A 17,996-nucleotide genomic window follows, 5' to 3' on the forward strand; every position below is an offset into this window, starting at 1 on the left:
GGCTAGTAGGTACGTTACACCCACTACTACCCTGATAGGCCGCAGACCCATCCTGAGGCGCCAGAGCCTTTCTGCCAGAAACCATTCCAGGTATCCTGGCATATCTGGAATTACCCCCAGTTTCCCGGGATTATTCCAGTCCCCAGGGCAGGTTGTCCACGTGTTACTGAGCAGTGCGCTATGCCCTTTCGGACATTCAACTCGCATGGCTTAGTCGGACCCCGATAGCAGTAACCTCTGGCAGGATCAACCAGTATTACCATCGGCCGGAATTGGCTGGGTCGCCACTTGACCAACGTCAGACTGGGAGCTCAAACTCCCGTCTCCACCCCAACAAAATGTACCGCAGAGCGGAAACCAGTGCCATCATCCCAGGCCCCTCAGCCCGTCTGCACCGCGCCTCTCTCCGCGATCCTATCGCCACATCTTGGCCCTCGCACATATTGCATAGTAGTATATAAACGTTTCTGCAGACCACTGCATTCTGGTTTTGCGGTCAGAGAAGACCTGACATCTGGATCGCGATCTTCTGGTCTCATGACCTCCCCCTTAAGGAGATATCTCCATCTCCATCCCGACCACAGGATGCTCCAGGCCGAACGCGAATATCACCTCTGGATGAATCTCGCCAAAGCATCCGATTCTGGCCCCATCGAGCATCAGATCCGCGCCCCTGCCAGGTATGAACGCGCCATCGCTCGATTCGACTATCTCCGCGCTGACCCTCAACTCTCTCAGGATGGCGGAAATAAGAGAGCTGATCTCCGCGAACCCGGCTCCGCTGTGTATCGAGACCGCGCTGAGGTGGCACTTTGTCTTCCCGCTGATGACTACATCCCCCACGGCGAACAGCCTCTGTGGCAGCGGATGATGCTGGTTGATCGAGAGTATCTCCATGAGCCCCGGAAGTATATCAGTCCTTATGATGGTGTGCAGTTCGCTTATCGGGTGCATGACGCGCGTGCACCCTCCGGCGCTCCTGCGCATCATCTCGAAGTGGACCCTCTCATTTGTCAGCGTGAACGGCATCACCTCCATGTAGCCGAGCCCGACCATGAGATCCCTGACCTCTTCCCTCAGCTCCTCCATCGGATGAGGCCTGCCGATTGTCAGAGTCCGCGGCATCTCAGCCTTAAGGTTCTCATATCCATAGCTCTTGGCCGCATCCTCAATTATATCCCATGTGTGCATTATGTCCGCACGGTACGCAGGAACCAGCACCTCGACCCTGTCGCTGTCAAGAGGGCGTGCCCCGAACCTCATGCGCCTCAGATACTCCGCGAGATCCTCTGCGGAGAGGCTGAATCCAATCAGGCTGTTCGCCTCTGACGCGGTCACGGTCCAGCGTGCGGGGGAGAGATTCGGGCAGATCCACTCTCCCTCTTCAGAGATCATCCTGACGCCCTCGATCCTGCCGCCACGCTCAGCCAGGGCGGTGACGACTATGTTCAGAGCCCTGTGAACAACAGGATCCGTGCCGGTCACGTCTATGAACAGATCTGTTGTATCCTCCCTGACCCTGGTCAGCTCCCCGTTTATTACCGGCGGGAATGACAGGACATTATCATCAGCATCCACGATCAGGGGGAACCTTTCGAATCCATCCAGGATATGACGGTATGCAACACCCTTCGGATGCCGCTCAAGTATCTCCCTCATGCTCATGCTCTCATCGAAATCGAGCGGCACAAACCTCCTTTTGTCGGGATACTCTGCGATGTATCTGAATGGAGGTCTTACCCTGGAGATATCATGAACTCCTATCGCGACCTTCCTCCTGTTTCTCCCGAGACCCCAGTGGAGGTCCTCCTGGAGGCTCATGAGCGACTCTATGAAAGGATCCGTGAACCTGAGGCCCCTGACAACTGCGCATCCTATTATCGGGCGCACACTCTTCACAGACTCATCCACGCGCATCTCAACAGATCCGGTGTGGACCTGGTACTCAGGGAGTCCTGGCCTTATTCCCAGAAAACCCTGCAGCGCCCTGGCCACGCCCTCAGCGCTGTAGAGATCCGGCCTGTCGGGGAAGAACTCCACATCGATGTAATCCGCTTCCGGGCTCTTGCCAATATCTGCACCCATCATCGGCAGCCTTTCAATTATGAGCTCCCTTGAGGCGCCGACCATCTCCTCAAGATCTTCGTAATACAAACGCACGACAGGCATCTCAGACACCCCTGAAGACAGATACGGGAGTATCCCGCAGCCATCCGATATCTGGCTGGTAGAGAAGCCTCAGATCCTTCAGGCCCAGCCGGAGCATCGCCAGCCTGCTCACACCCAGACCCCATGCGAGCACTGGATGCTCTATTCCGAATGGCGCGGTCACCTCGCGCCTGAAGACGCCAGCGCCCCCGAGCTCCACCCAGCCCAGCCCATCTATCCAGACCTCGGGCTCGACGCTCGGCTCTGTGTACGGGAAGTATCCGGGCCTGAACCTGACCTCCTCGAATCCCATCTTTGAGTAAAACTCCTTTAATATTCCGAGAAGATTGCTGAACGTTACGCCCCTGTCCATCACAACCCCCTCAAGCTGCTCGAACTCAGGGGTGTGAGTCGCATCGATGGCCTCACGCCTGTAAACGCGATCTATGCAGAATGCCTTGACCGGAGGATCGGGGTTGTCTGCCAGATACTTTATTGTTATCGCGGTTGTGTGCGTCCTGAGGACCTCCTGCCTGGCGATCTCCGGATCCCAAACGCCGCCCCATCCTGTGGAACCTATCCTGCCGCCGTGCTCGTGCATCTCCTTCACACTTCTGTAATCAGGGATCTCAGCCCTGCTGTCCAGATAGAACGTGTCCTGCATCTCCCTGGCCGGATGGTCCTGTGGCTGGAAGAGTGCATCGAAGTTCCAGAAGCTTGACTGTATTATCTCTCCCTTTATCTCCGTGAACCCCATCTCAAGCATGATCCGTCTCATCCGATCCATCAAACGCCTGTAGGGGTGGATCTTCCCGGGATAGATCGTCTCCCCCGGCACCCTCACGTTGTATGGCCTGAATCTCGCTCCCCTCCATGCGCCGCTCTTTATGATCTCAGGGGTGAGCTGGGAGATCTCCTTTACCAGAGTAACAGCTGCGCCGTATCCAGCAGTTTTAGAAATGATATCCTTGCTCTGAGATAGCACCCGCTTCCCCTCATCTGTTATCTTGTACCTCCAGCTCTTGCTCCTGCTCGAGGTCACAAGACCTCTTTTGATCAGCAGATCGATGGCGCTGCCGAGCTCCGACCTGCTCTTCTCTCCCTCAAGAAGCATTTTGAGCGCGATCTCATCCTCTCCCTCAGCAGGTCTGCCGAGCGGCCTAAGAACACCCTTATCGATCCGGACCCAGCCCTTCTTTCGGGCCCATCCTATGGCGATCTTCAGCGCCGGATCCTGTAGATCGGATAACGGTTTACCATCGCCTATGATATCGATGAGCCTTCTCTCAGGGAGACCTTCACGCGCATATCGTCTCCCCTCCTCGGTCAGCGAGAAACGCTCTATAACCCTTTTGTCCACACTGATGAGCCCGCTCTCTGCAAGAGATTCCGCTGCTGACAGAACAGCCTCTGTCTTCACCTGGAGGCGATCAGCGATCTCCTGCGGGCTCGAACATCCATCTGATATGGCCTCAAGAATCCTCAAATCTCTCTCCGATGCCATTGTTCCATCCCACCGGCCTTCTATCCCTGGGACATTATTTGACCTCAGGTACGGCGAAAATACCTGCACCTACAAAAGTTCTGCCCTGACATCCACATCACGGATGAGCTATCGCCTTGAGTATTTCACTCAGCTGAGCACCCCTCCAGCTCGTCCAGCGCCTCCAGAACGCCCTGCACAGCCATCTCGAAGTACCTGACCCCCTTCTCGGCGCTCGCCCTGCTAGGATCACCCATGATCCCATCGCCCATGAACTCCCGCACCGATCTCAGGATCAGGTACCTGGGGCGCTCTGGATGGCTCGCGGCCGGGAGGCCCCTGACAAGATCCGGCCTGTGGAGCAGCATTCTTGACGTCTCGATATCTCCCGCGTGGCCATCCCCCGGAGTATCACACCTTATGAGATCAAAGTCTGTCAGCAGGCTGACTCTGAGATCTGTGCTGTTCACAGCGCTCTGGCATGCCTCTTTGAGAGCGGCCATATGCTGTCCTCCGGCATGCCCCGATAGAACCATCACACACCTGAAGTTGCTCTCGTGGAAACCGAGAAGAATGTCGTACACATAATCCCTGAGGGCGCTGAATCCGACGCTCACCGTTCCGGGGAAGCCCCTTGTGCTCCTGCATATGCCGTAGTGCACCGGCGGCGCAACGAAGACTCCGCGCCTCCTGGCGACCTCGTAAGCCACCTCCATCGCCTGGATTGTGTCTGTGGTGGTCGGAAGATGCGGGCCGTGCTCCTCGACAGCTCCAACTGGCAGTATCACTGTCCTTGTCTTCATCAGCCCTTTCTCTATCTCAGGCCAGCTCATCTCCCCGAGGATCATACCTCAACGACACCCCCGCTCAGCACATCATTCTCCGACACCCGCACCTCTCTGGTCATCCCATTCACTGTGAGCCTGTATGCGCCTATCGGAGCGGTGTCAAAGTTCGTGCCCCCGACCACCGGACCTTCAGTCGAATACGGAACCACCAGGACAAACTCTCCATTGGAGTCTGTGACGTTTGACTGTCTGTATATGAAGAGCCTCTTCTGGTTCGTCATGATCGGGACCTCCACCAGTACCTTTGATCCAGGAGATGCCCTTCCCTTTATAACCGCGCCGGGGACATGCTCGAATGTCTTGACGTACCTGTTTCCTTCGGCTGTGACCTGTGTTGCGGATTCGTGGACCAGCCTGTAGTGCTGCAGAGCCTCAACGTGCACAGGAGATCTCGCGAAGCTCCTGCTCACAACGCTGACATTGTACCCCTCGCTCAGGCTCTCGTTTATGAAGCTCTCCAGCTCATCCTCACTCTTCGGTATAAGTGGGGATTTTGTTATGACTGTGAGAGGTGTGCCATCCGGCATCGTGACCCTTGTGTATGCTATCGCCACCGGATCCTGCGGCTCGACCTCGCTTCCATCGAAGAAGTGGAGCCTCGCCACCATCGTCCTGAAGTACTCCGGCCTCCATACCTGTATCGGGACGAGGCTGTCAGCCTGCGGCTGGTACACAGCCCCTGTGTATCTTGTGAGAGGTATGCTGCTCCACGCGGCTATCGCATGGAACTTTGTTACGGCCATCTCCACATCTGTCATTATGTACCGCGCATTCATGTAGAGGGATCTGCTCTCGTTCAGGCGCGCGAGCACATCCTCAGCCTCGCTTTCACTCTCGGCCAGGAAGAACGGAGATGATCCGGGTGTCCCCGTTGTCTTGCTTCCAATTCCCTCCTGGAAGGGGTTGGCGTTCGGATACCTGTGGCCTATGGTCTCTATGAGATGCCCGTAGTCCCACCATGACATCACACCATATGCTGTCTCAGGGTACTGGAAGTACTGTCCCTCAGGAGGTCGCTCATAGACATTATAGATATCAAGCCCGGGATAGGGTGTGTTGTTGCGCATCCACTCGATTGAGCTGACCCAGTCCTGGTTCGGTCCCACAGAGTATCTCGCTATTGCATGAGAGCTCAGAACGCTCGGGTATGCCAGTATCATCACTATGAGTATAACTGCAGCCGCTGAGGCCAGTCGCTCGGGCCGGACCTCTCTGGTCAGGTTCGACGGCGATCTTGCGAGAACATCCTCTATATCCCAGAGGCCCACGCGCGCGTAGGCGAGGGAGGCGAGGTAACCGCAGAGCAGGGCGACGTTGACCGCGTAGTAGTAGGCGGAGCGGTTTGCAGCCAGCGTTATGATCAGAGTCACAATGCTCCACACCACGACCAGTAGGTACGGAGCTCTGGAGTCCCTGAGGTATCTATAAACCAGCAGGCCGAGGCCTATGATGGCAATGTAGAACGGAGAGAGTATGCGTATCACTCCGGGGAAGTTCTCCTCTATACCAGTAACCCCCCGCCCCACGTCCATGTATATGGGCGAGAGCTCTGCCACTGTTGCAGCGCCACCCGTGCGTGGGAGAAGATACGTCTTGAGACCGTAGACGACCGCGTTGAAGAGTTCGGGAACTGCCAGGACCACTATTATCAGATCTATAACGATAACAGCTGCAATCGATCCCGGGTACAGTGCCCATGAGAGTCCCCGCCTCGAGACCTCGCGTGATGCCACAGCAAGCTCCAAACAGAACAGCGATCCCAGGAGCAGCATCGATGGCTGGAAGAGCGAGTACTGAATCAGACTGAATCTGTTGTAGGAGTGCGCAAAGGGAACCACCATGAGAAAGGCGAAGAAAAGGCCTATCGCACCTATGATTCCCAGGTACTCCCCGCTCCTTCCGCGGTAGTGCTCCACCATGCTCTGCAAGGCTACCGCGATCAGGAGTATGCCCTCGAACAGGATTCCCATGGACCAGGCATCTATGTAGAGACCGAGGGCGATTCCCGCTAACACCGTCATAACGAGCGGGCGCTTGACCGCAGTGAGATCCCGGGGCATGCTGAAGCTGAGGGATCGACCGCTTCTGAATGCCAGAATGAACAGCAGCATCGACAGCGTGCTCAGAAGTATCTCAGAGGAGTGGTGGTCGGTGAATCCGAGAACGGTTCTGGAGAAGAGCTGTCCTGGAAGCACCACAGAAAGGGCTGCTGCTGTTATTCCACAACCCCTCCCTCCGATCTCCTTTCCTATGTGGTACACTGGCAGTATCAGGAGCGAGCCCATAATCACAGGCCAGAACGCCCCGACCACATCAACTGTGTGGAGATCCGATCCACCGAGCCCGACGATCTTTGAGAGCAGGGCCACGCCCCAGCTCAGGAACGGACCGAAGTGGAGTGGCGTGCCATTCGGAAAGTTCGTGAGCGGATCGAACCAAGGACGTTGCCAGTGGAGGAACGTCGTCTTGGCGAGCATCATGTGATACCATGCGTCGCTCTCACTGCTGAACCTGACCGCATCTCCAATGAACACATTCCTGAATGGAACTACAGCTCTTAGGTAGATGGAGAGCAGAAACAGCAGACCAAGTCCCGCATACCAGTATCTCTCGGGCAGGCGCTTTCTGCTCTGCTTTTTGCTATCTGTGTCCTTCTTCATATCCATGGGTCCCCTGTTTTAGCGATGGAGAGCATATTTCAAGGAGATAAACGTTTTGAGGCAGAATAACGAGCAGGATGGCGACGATTCATGGGTTTGCTTTTATCCAGTTGATGACAGTTATGGTGTCCGGGAGTACTGACGGAACCGGCACTTTCCGGCCAAAAACTGACGAGTATCGCGAGATCCACATTGCTGATGCCAGTTTTACTAGCGGACGACCAATCTGATTCGGGTCATCCCATCACCAGCGCGGGAATCTCACACCACTCATTGCGTTCTACTTTCCGAATCTTCTCTCCCTTCTCTGGAAATCCCTTATCGCGCGCAGAAAGTCCAGGCGTCTCAGTGATGCCCAGTCGACATCTGTGAAGTACAGCTCTGAGTACGCAGCCTGCCATATCATGAAGTCGCTGAGCCTTCTGCCACCAGCCCTTATGACCAGATCCGGCTTCTGCTTGAACCTGAGGTAACGCTCTATGGTCTCCCTGTCTATCTCATCCGGATCCATCAGACCTGCGGCAACATCCATGAGAACAGACCTTATCGCCTCTGTGACCTCCTTCTTCCCACCGTAGCCCAGGGAGATTGTGACACTGATCCCGCCCTTTCCGGTCGATGCAGATCTGTCAGCGTCGATGATGATCACGTCCGCGGGGGCATTCTTCAGGATGGACTCGAGAGAGGACGCGAGATCCCCGGCGTACTGCCCGATGTGTATCAGCAGGCTATCGATGCCGAGCGATGCGCTCCACTCGACGAGCTCCCTGAACTTCTCCAGTCCCAGGCCGTCGAACGATGATACCACAAACGCCACACATCCGGGCCTGGGATGGCTCATGACCTCCCTTTCAAGGAGCTTTTCGTATAATTTGTGTATCAAGTGAATCTCTCCGGGAGCATCGATCGAAACAGATCGATTCTGAGATGCAGTGCCTCCCTGTAATCCATACTCAGCAACTCTTGAAGGCAAAGTATTTTTGGTTGGATGGCGACTGGTTGGCCATGCAGAGAGAGGACGCCATGAGGCTCGCGCTGGGTGCGCTGGCATTCCTGCTCCCAGTGACAGGCGTCTTCACCGCGATCTTTCTTGCAGTCTGCCTCCTGCACAGGCCCACCAGAATGCTGAGTGCATCGCTTATACTGCTTCTGATACTCAGAGAGGTGCTGACCTACACGCACCTGGATCTTCCGATGTATGTTGTTGCGATATCGTTCATTCCGCCGACCGTGGCCCACACAGTATCAAAGAGGTTCCAGCAGCTTGCGGGCAGCTTCATATATATAATGGCCACTGTGGCGATCGGCTATCCGGCTGCGTACCTCTCGGCTCCGTATCTCCTGCAGGAGAAGATACTGTTTCTGACCATACTCGGAGGGCTGAGCGGTGCATTCCTGCAGCATGTCTCCAGAGAGATGGACTTCACTGTGCCATTTGGCGCTTGCATGGTCATGTGGCTGTTCAGTTTCGAATACCCCCTTCCGGAGCTCAGCAACATCCTCATGATATACATGTTCGCCGTGCTTCTCGGGGTTGGAGCTTACTGGGCGAAGGCTGCGGATGTTGATGCCGTGCTCAGCGAGGTCATAATATGCATACTGGTGGTTCTCTTTGCCGGCCTGAAGTGGTTTCTGCTCCTCCTCACGTTCTACCTGCTCGGAGGCGCGTTCACGCGCTACGGATATTCGTACAAGCACAGCCTGGGGATCGCCCAGGAGAAGTGCGGCGTCCGAGGATATAAGAACGTGTACAGCAACAGCTTAGTTCCTCTTGTGGCCGCGCTGTGCTACGGGATATACAGCAACGAGATATTCTTCTATGCCTTCCTCGGCGCTGTGGCAACTGCGAATGGAGATACGCTGGCCAGCGAGATAGGTGAGACCAGCAGGTCCAGGCCAAGGATGATAACCACGCTGAAGCCCGTGGATCCAGGCGTCGATGGAGGGGTGACACCTCTCGGGGAGATGGCATCGCTGGCCGGAGCTGCAGTTATAGGGCTGGTCGCGGTTGCAACGGGCATGAGCGGCGCGGATGGTTTCATGATCGCACTTACGAGCGGTTTTCTGGGATCGAACTTCGACAGCCTGATGGGAGCTGTATTTCAGAGACGGGGTTTGCTCACAAACAACGGCGTCAACCTCGTCGCAACGCTCTTCGGCGGGATTGTCGGGGCTCTGATGGGGGTGCTCATTTGAAGGTCTATGCTGTTCTCGGAGATCCGGTAGAGCACAGCCTGTCTCCTGTGATGCATAACGCCGCCTTCCGTGAAATGGGGCTGAAGGCAAGCTACCATGCGTTCAGGGTTGGGATACACAGGCTGAGGGATGCAATTCTGGGCGCTGATGCCATGGGCTTCGGCGGCCTCAACCTGACAATTCCTCTGAAGGAGGGCGCGATGGCCGTGGTCGAGCCGGACGAGACCGCGAAGGCGATCGGCGCCGTGAACACAGTCTCATTTCGTGGAGGGATCAGGGGTCACAACACCGATGGGACTGGCGCGTCGCTTGCCCTGAGGCATTACGGCGTGGATGTCAGAGGAGCGAAGGTACTTCTCATAGGCGCTGGAGGCGCTGCCAGAGCAATCGCATACCAGCTGTCCAGAGAAGGCGCACGGATCGTGGTAACAAACAGGACGACTGAGAGGGGAGAGGCGCTGGCCGGGGATCTCGGCCTGGAGTTCCGCCCGTTCGGGGAGATCGGGGATCTTGTCAGAGGCTCAGACATAGTTATAAACGCAACATCTGTGGGAATGCGTGATGGCGACCCCAGACTCTTTGACGGGAGCATGCTGAGAGCGGAGCAGGTGGTCTTCGATATAATCTACAGCAGAGAGACGGAGCTTCTGAGGGATGCGAGGAGGGCCGGTGCGAAGGCGATCGATGGGGTCATGATGCTCGTGTACCAGGGTGCTGCAGCCTTGGGGATCTGGACAGGGCTCGAGGCGCCGGTCGGTGTGATGGAGGCTGCGGTCAGAGCCGCGCTCAGGGGTTGATTGGATCCACCATGTGGCATGCGAGGATGTGGCGTGCCAGAAGGATTGAAACGGATGTATCTGGAATCGATGGTTTTGCGATATTGCTGCGCGCCTTCGGATGGGATGCATGAAGCTTTCGCGATTGTATAACGACAGGGGATGAGGAATGGGCAGGATGCTGATAGTTGGCGGGACAGGGGAGACCGGCTCATGGTTTGCCAGGTACTTCAGGGATCATGGATTCGATGTGTGCATATGGGGGCCGAGCGGAAGGTTCCATGTTGCAGATGCTCTCGGAGTGAGATACGCGCGCGATCTAATGTGCGAGGTGGGGGAGAGCGATATCGTGGTGCTGAGCGTGCCGATAGACAGAACGCCAGAGGTGGCCAGGAGGATCGGGCCGGCAATGAGGAGTGGATCGCTGCTGATGGATCTGACATCTCTCAAGGTCGAGCCTGTGCGGGCGATGGTCGAGTCCTCCCCTCCCGATGTTGAGGTCCTCGGAGCACATCCCATGTTCGGGCCGACGATGCCATCGATAAGGGGTCAGACGGTGATAATCACGCCTGTAGAGGGGCGGTGGGGGAGATGGTCATCTCATATCAGGGAGATCCTGGAGAGGGACGGCGCCAGGGTCGAGGTCCTCGCGCCTGAGGAGCACGACAGGATGATGGCTGTGGTCCAGGCTCTGACGCACTTCTCATACATTGCTGTAGGCTCAACCCTTCGCGCCCTTGACTTCGACGTCTCAAGGTCGAGAAGGTTCATGAGCCCTGTTTACGAGGTGATGCTCGATTTCGTGGGGAGGATACTTGACCAGAACCCGGAGCTGTATGCATCGATTCAGATGAATCCCTTTGCGAAAGAGGTGCGGAGAGTGTTCATAGAGGAATGTTTGCGACTATCAGACGCGGTTGATCATGGCGATCTCGAGGGATTCATGAGGACTATGAGGGAGGCTGCGGAGCACTTCGGCGACACACACAGCGCGCTCCAGCGCTCTGACAGGATTATCAACCAGCGGGCTCAGGAGCGGGAGTGATCTCATCCCGAGAGGTCACTCAGAGAAACTTAAAAGCAATGATAACAATTAATAAAAATATATGAGGCCGCTGCTGTTCGGAAATGGGAGATTACTGATATGCGAGGATGAACTGGGGATCATCCGGGATATTTACTATCCCTATGTGGGTCTCGAAAATCACTGTAACATGATACGCGTAGGGATTTACGACGCGAATCTTCGCGTATTCAGCTGGCTTGATAGATGGGGGATTCAGCAGAGATACAAATCATCTTTCGAGAAGAACTTCTTCGAGACTCTGGAGGATCTCAAAACGGATGACCGCAAAAATATGGAGATTGGCTTTTGTGCATCGAACATCGGTGAAACCATCTTCGAAAACCAGTCGTTGGGATTGAGGGTGAGAGTGCTGGATGCGGTACATCCATCATCAAATTATTTTTATAGATTGTTCGATGTGATGAACATCTCGCCATCTTCCAGGGACATCAGTCTCTTCTCAAACCAGAATTACAACATACTGGAGAATAAGATCGGTGAGACGGCATTCGTAGATGGCGATATGTTGATTCACTACAAACGTGATCGGTACTTTCTTCACAGCAGCTATCCGCAGTTCGATCAATATGCTGTAGGGGTTGCTGAGTGGAAGGGAATGCAAGGTACTTGGAAGGACATGGAAGAGGATGGAATGCTGAGCTGCAATGCAGTAGCGCATGGATCCATCGACTCGACTATCAGCTGGAGAATATCAGGCATCAGGCCCGGGGAGTCAAGACGCATACACATGTGGATCGTTGTTGGTAGGGGGCATCGCCAGGTGGTTGATATTCACAGAAAAATGAAAGAGAATGGACCGGCCAACGTCTACCGCATCAGCTTCAATTTCTGGAAAGCGTTTATCGAGCACGTCGATGCTCTTCCAGAGTGCAGGAACCTCCGCGAGCTGCCGGAGAAGGTACAGGATGCATTTTACAGAAGCCTCATGGCTACGGTTGCTCATATGGATGTGAACGGATCGATTATCGCCTCCTGCGATTCGGAGATAAAGCAATTCGGAGCGGATCTTTACACCTATTGCTGGCCAAGAGATGCCTCGTGGGCATGTATAGCGCTGGATAGGGCCAGATATCACCATCTCAGCAAAGAAATTATAGATTTTTTATCTAAAATAATAACTGTGGACGGTTATTTTCTCCATAAATACACACCTGCTGGTGATTTCGGTAGTACATGGCATCCAGTGCCCATGATTCAGCTCGATGAGACGGGCCTGCCTCTCTATGCTCTGTACCACAACTGGCTCATGTCCAAGGATGTCTGGATAATAGGGCGTTACTTTTCATCGCTGGTGAGGCCAGCCGCAGAATTCCTCGTCGGCTCAATCGACAGAACGACAAATCTGCCCGCTGAGAGCTTTGACCTGTGGGAGGAAAGGAGAGGGTCACATGCATACACTGCGGCTGTTGTCCATGCTGGCCTCCGCGGAGCCTCAGAGATTGCGAGGATTTTGGGTAACGAGAAGTTTCACTCGAGGTGGTCGCAAGCTGCAGAGCTCATCAGGCATGCTGCGCTGGATCTTTATGATGACAGCATCATGCATTTCAGCCGCTCCCCTTCGGACTCCACACTTGATGCATCGGTTTTCAGCATCTGGTACTTTGAATTGCTGCCGGCAAACGATCCAAGAGTGGTCAATACGATGCGGGCTATTGAGAGAGAGCTTACCCGCCCGTCAGGAGGCGTTGCCCGTTATATGCACGATAGCTATCATGGCTACATGAACAGCTGGATCATATGTACGCTTTGGCTGGCACAGTGGCATATCGCAGTGGGAAGCCTGGATCGTGCCCTGGAACTCATAAAATGGTGTTCGGATCACACATTCTCTACAGGCTTGATGCCTGAGCAGGTCAGTGATGATAACACTTTCAGGTCGGTTCTTCCACTGATGTGGTCTCACTGCACATTCGTTTTGGCAGTCCTGGAATATCTCAGGGCTGTTTCGGATAATCAGCGTAAAGAATAGCGAGGCTGTGCATCTGCTGGATCACATCGATTAGCCTCTGATTTATTTGAATCGATGCGCATGTCGATTGGGACTGGTTCTCGAACAATTCGCTTCGATCACGAAAGGTTTTTTAACAACCAGGACTTTAACCCAGACGAGCAAGCGATTCAGATCGCCTGGAGCTTGCGGTAAAGGAGGCTTGATATGAATATAGTTCTGCTCGGCCCACCGGGATCTGGGAAGGGGACCCAGGCCAAGATGATCGCTGAGAAGTTCAATGTGAAGCACATATCCACCGGAGACATACTCAGGGAGCACGTGAGGAACGGAACTGAGCTTGGGAAAGAGGCGAAGAAGTACATGGACGCAGGCCAGCTTGTGCCGGACTCGATACTGATAGGCATAATCAAGGATCGTCTCTCAAAGCCGGATGTGGCTGGTGGCTACATGCTTGATGGGTATCCGAGAACCATCCCCCAGGCAGAGGCGCTGGACAAGATACTGCCTGAGCTGAAACAGAAGATCGATGTAGTTCTCAACATAGATGTTCCCGATGAGGAGCTGGTGAGGAGGCTCAGCGGAAGGCGGATGTGCAAGTGCGGCAGGAGCTACCACATAATCTTCAACCCCCCGAAGGTTCCCGGAAAGTGCGATGCCTGCGGAGGCGAGCTCTACCACAGGGACGATGACAAGGAGGAGGCGATACTCAACAGGCTCAAGGTGTACAAGCAGCAGACCCAGCCGCTGATCGATTACTACACAAAGGCGGGCCTGATCGCAAACATTAACGGCGCAGGCGAGATCAACCAGATATTCGATGAGATATCAAAGGTACTGAGCAGGTTCAAGTGATCGGGCAGGTCAACCTGCCATTTTTGTATTTTCGCAGTGATTGTTTCAGAGTGCTCTTCAGTGGCTCAGAGGAGCCAGGCTGCTGGCCCTCTGTTCAGGTGAGTATCCCTATTAACCCCCTTTTCTGCGATCTGCCCATGTCGCTAAGTAATTAGATGCTATTTTATATCAAAAAAAGCAGGTTTTTAGGGAATCTCAGGCATATGAGTTCCACCATCATTTCACATGCTGAGCGAGCTCGACCTGTATCTTCGATGCAATTCCGCGGCCAAGTGAGATCTTTGTTCCGTTGACATCAACAACAACAGGTCCCCCAAATGGCTGGCATGCGATCTTCTTCAGCCTGATCCCCTTTCTGATCCCTATGGCCTCCAGCCGCTTCTGCCAGCCGCCCATTCCTGTGAAGGATTTGACCTCGAGCAGCGAGTTGCATGGCGCCTTTGTGAGCTCTATCATCGAAACCCCCGCGAAGCTTCATCGCATATTCTATAAATTTACCGGTCCGATGTGCACTTCGGTCGCAGGATCCATGGAAGAGATGGGCAGACGAACATCAGCTGTTCCCACCTCATGCCCGGCCTGTGCGATGCAGAAATAAATGGCGACTGAGATATGCTGCTTGGACGGCACAGCATCTACATCATCGCAGATGCAGCAACACGCGAGTTCTCGAAGCGATGCTTCGGGCCTAATCGGTGATCCTCACGTTTATTCCGCGCTCGTGGAGATACCTCTTGCAATCCCGGATGCTCCACTGGTTGAAGTGGAATATGCTCGCGGCGAGCGCTGCAGATGCGCCCGTTCTTCTGAACACCTCGTACATGTGCTCAGGGCTGGCGCATCCGCCTGATGCGATCACGGGTATCCTCACCATTCCCGATACCGCATCAGTGAGCTCGATATCGAAGCCATCGTATGTGCCATCCCGGTCCATGCTTGTGAGCAGTATCTCCCCTGCACCGAGCTCCTCAACGCGCCTCGCCCATGCGAGCGCGTCGACCCCTGTGAAGCGCCTGCCTCCATAACAGGAGCACTCAAACCAGCACCGTCCGCTTTCAGTGTTTATTGTTATCCTGCCGTCCAGATCCTGATACCTTCTCTTCGCGTCGATCGCGACCACAACCGCCTGGCTGCCGTAGCTCTCCGAGATCTCTCTGATGAGCTCCGGCCTCCTGAGTGCTGCTGTGTTCACAGTCACCTTGTCAGCACCTGCGTTGAACGCATTCCTCGCGTCCTCCAGGCTCGAGATGCCTCCACCCACTGTCAGCGGCACGAAAACATGCTCTGATGTCTTTTTGATGACGTCGAACATCGTCGCCCTGCGCTCGTGGGAGGCTGTGATATCCAGAAATACTATCTCGTCAGCGCCATCCTCGTAGTAGCGGGTCGCCAGCTCCCACGGGACACCTGCGTATCTTATCTGCCTGAACTCGATCCCCTTGACAACCCTCCCGTCCGGGACTCCGAGATCGCAATCCAGACATGGAATGATTCTGCGGGCTAGCATCTGACCATCCTCACGAAGTTCTCAAGTATCCTCAGTCCTTTTGGACCTGACTTTTCCGGATGAAACTGCGTTCCGTATATGTTATCCTCTGCCACAACCGCTGCGATCTCCACGCCATAGTGTGTGGTTGCCACAACAGCTGTTTTATCAGATGGAACGCAGTGGTACGAGTGGACGAAGTAGAACATATCTCCTGGGGATATGCCGTCCAGCAGCTCCAGGTCCCGCTTTATCTCAAGGCTGTTCCACCCCATCTGCGGCACGGTTACGCCCTCAGGCAGCCGCACAACCCTTCCGGGGATCCAGCCGAAGCCTCTGGCTCCCGGGCTCTCCTCGCTCTCGTCCATCATCACCTGCATGCCTATGCAGATCCCCAGCACCGGAGTTCCCTCAGCGATTCTCTGCTCCAGAGGCTCCTGAAATCTGCGTAGGCTCTCCATGCACCTCCCGAAGGAGCCAACACCGGGTATGACTATACCCGCAGCACCAGCAAAATCGGGCTCTCTCTTTATCTCAGGATCGCCACCTGCCTTCAAAAGTGCGTTGTATATGCTGAATAGATTGCCCATGCCGTAGTCCACTATGGCTATCATCTCATGCCCTTCTTTTCCGATGGTCGGAAATTGTTATCCTGCATCATGTAAATATAGCTTTTGAAAACACTTTTATAGAGGAAGAAAGGAAGCAACCTGTCGGCTCTCATCGAGCCGTGTGTTTAACAGTGATCTGTAAAGAGGGTGTCTTGGAATGAACCTTAGAAGGCCGAATGCCAATGAGGCAACAGGGACGTTCAACCGCTCGCGGGATGTCGTCCCGATGTCCGGCATATGCAGCAGGTGTGTGGATGGATGCAGAGGCGGCTGTGAGACCTGGCTGTCATCATTCAGAGGAAGAGAGGTGCTATATCCAGGTCCTTTTGGAGAGATAACTGCGGGAGCCGACAAGAACTATCCTGTGGATTACTCGCATCTGAACATACAGGGTTACGCTGTCGGTGCCTACGGTCTCCCTGAGGGCGTCGAGCCTGATCCGGACACCGCGCTATTCCCGAATGTCAACACGGAGACAGAGTATGGCTGGACCAGGAAGGTGAGGATGAGAGTGCCGATATTCACGGGCGCTCTTGGGTCCACAGAGATAGCCAGAAAGAACTGGGAGCATTTCGCAATCGGTGCGGCCATATCCGGCATAACGCTTGTCTGTGGAGAGAACGTCTGCGGCGTCGATCCGGACCTTGTGCTTGGGAGCGACAATAAGGTCAAGAGGTCTCCTGAGATGGACAGGAGGATAGAGACATACAGGAGATTCCACGAAGGCTATGGCGAGATCCTGGTGCAGATGAATGTCGAGGACACGCGCCTGGGCGTTGCCGAGTACGTTTCATCGAAGCACAACCTTGAGACGATAGAGCTCAAGTGGGGGCAGGGCGCGAAGTGCATCGGCGGTGAGATAAGGGTGCCATCACTCGAACGCGCGCTCGTCCTCAAGAGAAGGGGCTATGTGGTGCAGCCAGATCCGGAGGATCCGGCGATCCAGGCTGCATTCAAGGAGGGCGGAATAAAGGAGTTCGAGCGGCATTCGCGCCTCGGCTTTGTCACAAAGGAGGGCTTCCTGAGAGAGGTGGATCGTCTCAGAGATCTTGGATTCAAGCGGATCACGCTCAAGACAGGCGCTTACTCCATGGTTGAGCTCGCGATGGCCATAAGATTCGGCGCCGAGGCGCATTTGGATCTCATCACGATAGACGGAGCGCCGGGCGGCACCGGAATGAGCCCGTGGCCGATGATGAACGAGTGGGGGATACCCACCTTCTATCTGGAGGCTCTTGCGTACGAGTTCTGCGAGCGGTTATCGAAGCGGGGCATGCGCGTCCCTGACCTGGCAATGGCAGGCGGCTTCTCAACAGAGGATGGTGTCTTCAAGGCTATCGCCATGGGCAGCCCATACGTGAAGGCTGTCTGCATGGGAAGGGCTCTGATGATCCCTGGCATGGTCGGGAAGAACATCCAGAAGTGGCTCGAGACAGGGGATCTACCAAAGACGGTTGCAAAGTACGGGCAGCGGCCTGAGGAGATATTTGTGAGCTATGAGGAGCTCAGGGCGAAGTATGGAGAGGAGATCAAGAACATACCGCTTGGCGCTGTCGCGATCTACACGTACTGCCAGAAGTTCAGGACCGGGCTGCAGCAGCTCATGGCAGGCTCGAGGAACTTCAGCATCTCATCCATATCGAGGAAGGATCTCATGGCGCTCACAGAGGATGCCGCGAGGATCTCCGGCATACCCTATGTCATGGACGCATACAGGGATAAGGCGCTTGAGATCCTCGACTGGATGGGAGAGTGAGAACCTCCCGCCTTTTTTTGCTTTCCTGTTTGGCAACTTGAAGGTCAAGCAGGCTGGTTTGTTTCTGGAAGCGCTCTTTAGAATCGCATAGCAGGGCAGTGCCGCCACTGGGAGGTTCTCAGAGCGACAGAAGCTCTGTTAC

General features: G+C 55.0%; 14 protein-coding genes and 1 rRNA gene. 6 read left to right on the forward strand and 9 right to left on the reverse strand.

Going from position 1 to position 17,996, the window contains the following annotated elements:
* From QHG98_03020 to QHG98_03045, 6 genes are all read right to left on the reverse strand, one after another.
* Nucleotides 1-257, reverse strand: a 16S ribosomal RNA gene (locus tag QHG98_03020); the annotation flags it as partial.
* A gap of 292 nt (nucleotides 258-549) precedes the next feature.
* A complete protein-coding gene (pheT, locus tag QHG98_03025) occupies nucleotides 550-2,169 on the reverse strand; it encodes a phenylalanine--tRNA ligase subunit beta (protein ID MDH7596701.1) in 1,620 nt (539 codons plus the stop codon).
* Between the two features lies 1 nt (nucleotide 2,170).
* Complete coding sequence (locus QHG98_03030; protein ID MDH7596702.1) at nucleotides 2,171-3,652, reverse strand: phenylalanine--tRNA ligase subunit alpha; 1,482 nt, start codon at nucleotides 3,650-3,652, stop codon at nucleotides 2,171-2,173.
* A 125-nt stretch (nucleotides 3,653-3,777) separates the two neighbouring features.
* On the reverse strand, nucleotides 3,778-4,479 hold the full coding sequence (locus QHG98_03035; protein MDH7596703.1) for a creatininase family protein: 702 nt from the start codon (nucleotides 4,477-4,479) through the stop codon (nucleotides 3,778-3,780).
* A complete protein-coding gene (locus QHG98_03040) occupies nucleotides 4,476-7,139 on the reverse strand; it encodes an oligosaccharyl transferase, archaeosortase A system-associated (GenBank protein ID MDH7596704.1) in 2,664 nt (887 codons plus the stop codon). Before QHG98_03040 ends, QHG98_03035 begins: the two co-directional genes overlap by 4 nt.
* A 280-nt stretch (nucleotides 7,140-7,419) precedes the next feature.
* The gene (locus QHG98_03045; protein MDH7596705.1) at nucleotides 7,420-8,022 is read right to left on the reverse strand and encodes an undecaprenyl diphosphate synthase family protein; all 603 of its coding nucleotides are present in this window, start codon (nucleotides 8,020-8,022) and stop codon (nucleotides 7,420-7,422) included.
* A 122-nt stretch (nucleotides 8,023-8,144) separates the two neighbouring features.
* Here QHG98_03045 and QHG98_03050 point away from each other — a divergent pair, with 122 nt between their 5' ends.
* The 5 genes from QHG98_03050 to QHG98_03070 all read left to right on the forward strand — a co-directional run bounded on the left by QHG98_03050 (nucleotide 8,145) and on the right by QHG98_03070 (nucleotide 14,001).
* Nucleotides 8,145-9,335, forward strand: coding sequence for a TIGR00297 family protein (locus QHG98_03050; protein ID MDH7596706.1), 1,191 nt, complete (start codon nucleotides 8,145-8,147; stop codon nucleotides 9,333-9,335).
* Nucleotides 9,332-10,132 carry a shikimate dehydrogenase gene (aroE, locus tag QHG98_03055; protein ID MDH7596707.1) on the forward strand — a complete coding sequence of 267 codons (801 nt, stop codon included), beginning with the start codon at nucleotides 9,332-9,334 and terminating at the stop codon, nucleotides 10,130-10,132. Before QHG98_03050 ends, aroE begins: the two co-directional genes overlap by 4 nt.
* 148 nt (nucleotides 10,133-10,280) lie before the next feature.
* The gene (locus tag QHG98_03060; GenBank protein MDH7596708.1) at nucleotides 10,281-11,156 is read left to right on the forward strand and encodes a prephenate dehydrogenase/arogenate dehydrogenase family protein; all 876 of its coding nucleotides are present in this window, start codon (nucleotides 10,281-10,283) and stop codon (nucleotides 11,154-11,156) included.
* A 61-nt stretch (nucleotides 11,157-11,217) separates the two neighbouring features.
* Entirely contained in the window at nucleotides 11,218-13,167 is a 1,950-nt protein-coding gene (locus QHG98_03065; GenBank protein ID MDH7596709.1) for a glycoside hydrolase family 15 protein, read from the forward strand.
* Nucleotides 13,168-13,353: 186 nt separating this feature from the next.
* Entirely contained in the window at nucleotides 13,354-14,001 is a 648-nt protein-coding gene (locus tag QHG98_03070; GenBank protein ID MDH7596710.1) for an adenylate kinase, read from the forward strand.
* A 216-nt stretch (nucleotides 14,002-14,217) separates the two neighbouring features.
* On the opposite strand, the gene QHG98_03075 is transcribed toward QHG98_03070, so the two are convergent.
* From QHG98_03075 to hisH, 3 genes are all read right to left on the reverse strand, one after another.
* The gene (locus QHG98_03075; protein ID MDH7596711.1) at nucleotides 14,218-14,457 is read right to left on the reverse strand and encodes a FeoA family protein; all 240 of its coding nucleotides are present in this window, start codon (nucleotides 14,455-14,457) and stop codon (nucleotides 14,218-14,220) included.
* 232 nt (nucleotides 14,458-14,689) lie between these two features.
* Nucleotides 14,690-15,508: an imidazole glycerol phosphate synthase subunit HisF gene (gene hisF, locus QHG98_03080; GenBank protein ID MDH7596712.1), complete on the reverse strand. Its 819-nt coding sequence runs from the start codon at nucleotides 15,506-15,508 to the stop codon at nucleotides 14,690-14,692.
* A complete protein-coding gene (hisH, locus tag QHG98_03085; protein ID MDH7596713.1) occupies nucleotides 15,502-16,101 on the reverse strand; it encodes an imidazole glycerol phosphate synthase subunit HisH in 600 nt (199 codons plus the stop codon). The genes hisF and hisH overlap by 7 nt, the downstream gene beginning before the upstream one ends.
* A gap of 154 nt (nucleotides 16,102-16,255) precedes the next feature.
* Here hisH and QHG98_03090 point away from each other — a divergent pair, with 154 nt between their 5' ends.
* A complete protein-coding gene (locus QHG98_03090) occupies nucleotides 16,256-17,854 on the forward strand; it encodes a glutamate synthase-related protein (GenBank protein MDH7596714.1) in 1,599 nt (532 codons plus the stop codon).
* The last annotated feature ends 142 nt before the right edge of the window (nucleotides 17,855-17,996 follow it).

Source organism: Methanothrix sp. (genome assembly GCA_029907715.1).
GTDB lineage: Archaea > Halobacteriota > Methanosarcinia > Methanotrichales > Methanotrichaceae > Methanothrix_B.

Coding starts and splice junctions, on each gene's coding strand:
- pheT (MDH7596701.1), bottom strand. CDS start 2,169: ATGCCTGTCGTGCGTTTGTATTACGAAGATCTTGAGGAGATGGTCGGC.
- QHG98_03030 (MDH7596702.1), bottom strand. CDS start 3,652: ATGGCATCGGAGAGAGATTTGAGGATTCTTGAGGCCATATCAGATGGA.
- QHG98_03035 (MDH7596703.1), bottom strand. CDS start 4,479: ATGATCCTCGGGGAGATGAGCTGGCCTGAGATAGAGAAAGGGCTGATG.
- QHG98_03040 (MDH7596704.1), bottom strand. CDS start 7,139: ATGAAGAAGGACACAGATAGCAAAAAGCAGAGCAGAAAGCGCCTGCCC.
- QHG98_03050 (MDH7596706.1), top strand. CDS start 8,145: ATGCAGAGAGAGGACGCCATGAGGCTCGCGCTGGGTGCGCTGGCATTC.
- QHG98_03060 (MDH7596708.1), top strand. CDS start 10,281: ATGGGCAGGATGCTGATAGTTGGCGGGACAGGGGAGACCGGCTCATGG.
- QHG98_03065 (MDH7596709.1), top strand. CDS start 11,218: ATGAGGCCGCTGCTGTTCGGAAATGGGAGATTACTGATATGCGAGGAT.
- QHG98_03070 (MDH7596710.1), top strand. CDS start 13,354: ATGAATATAGTTCTGCTCGGCCCACCGGGATCTGGGAAGGGGACCCAG.
- QHG98_03075 (MDH7596711.1), bottom strand. CDS start 14,457: ATGATAGAGCTCACAAAGGCGCCATGCAACTCGCTGCTCGAGGTCAAA.
- hisF (MDH7596712.1), bottom strand. CDS start 15,508: ATGCTAGCCCGCAGAATCATTCCATGTCTGGATTGCGATCTCGGAGTC.
- hisH (MDH7596713.1), bottom strand. CDS start 16,101: ATGATAGCCATAGTGGACTACGGCATGGGCAATCTATTCAGCATATAC.
- QHG98_03090 (MDH7596714.1), top strand. CDS start 16,256: ATGAACCTTAGAAGGCCGAATGCCAATGAGGCAACAGGGACGTTCAAC.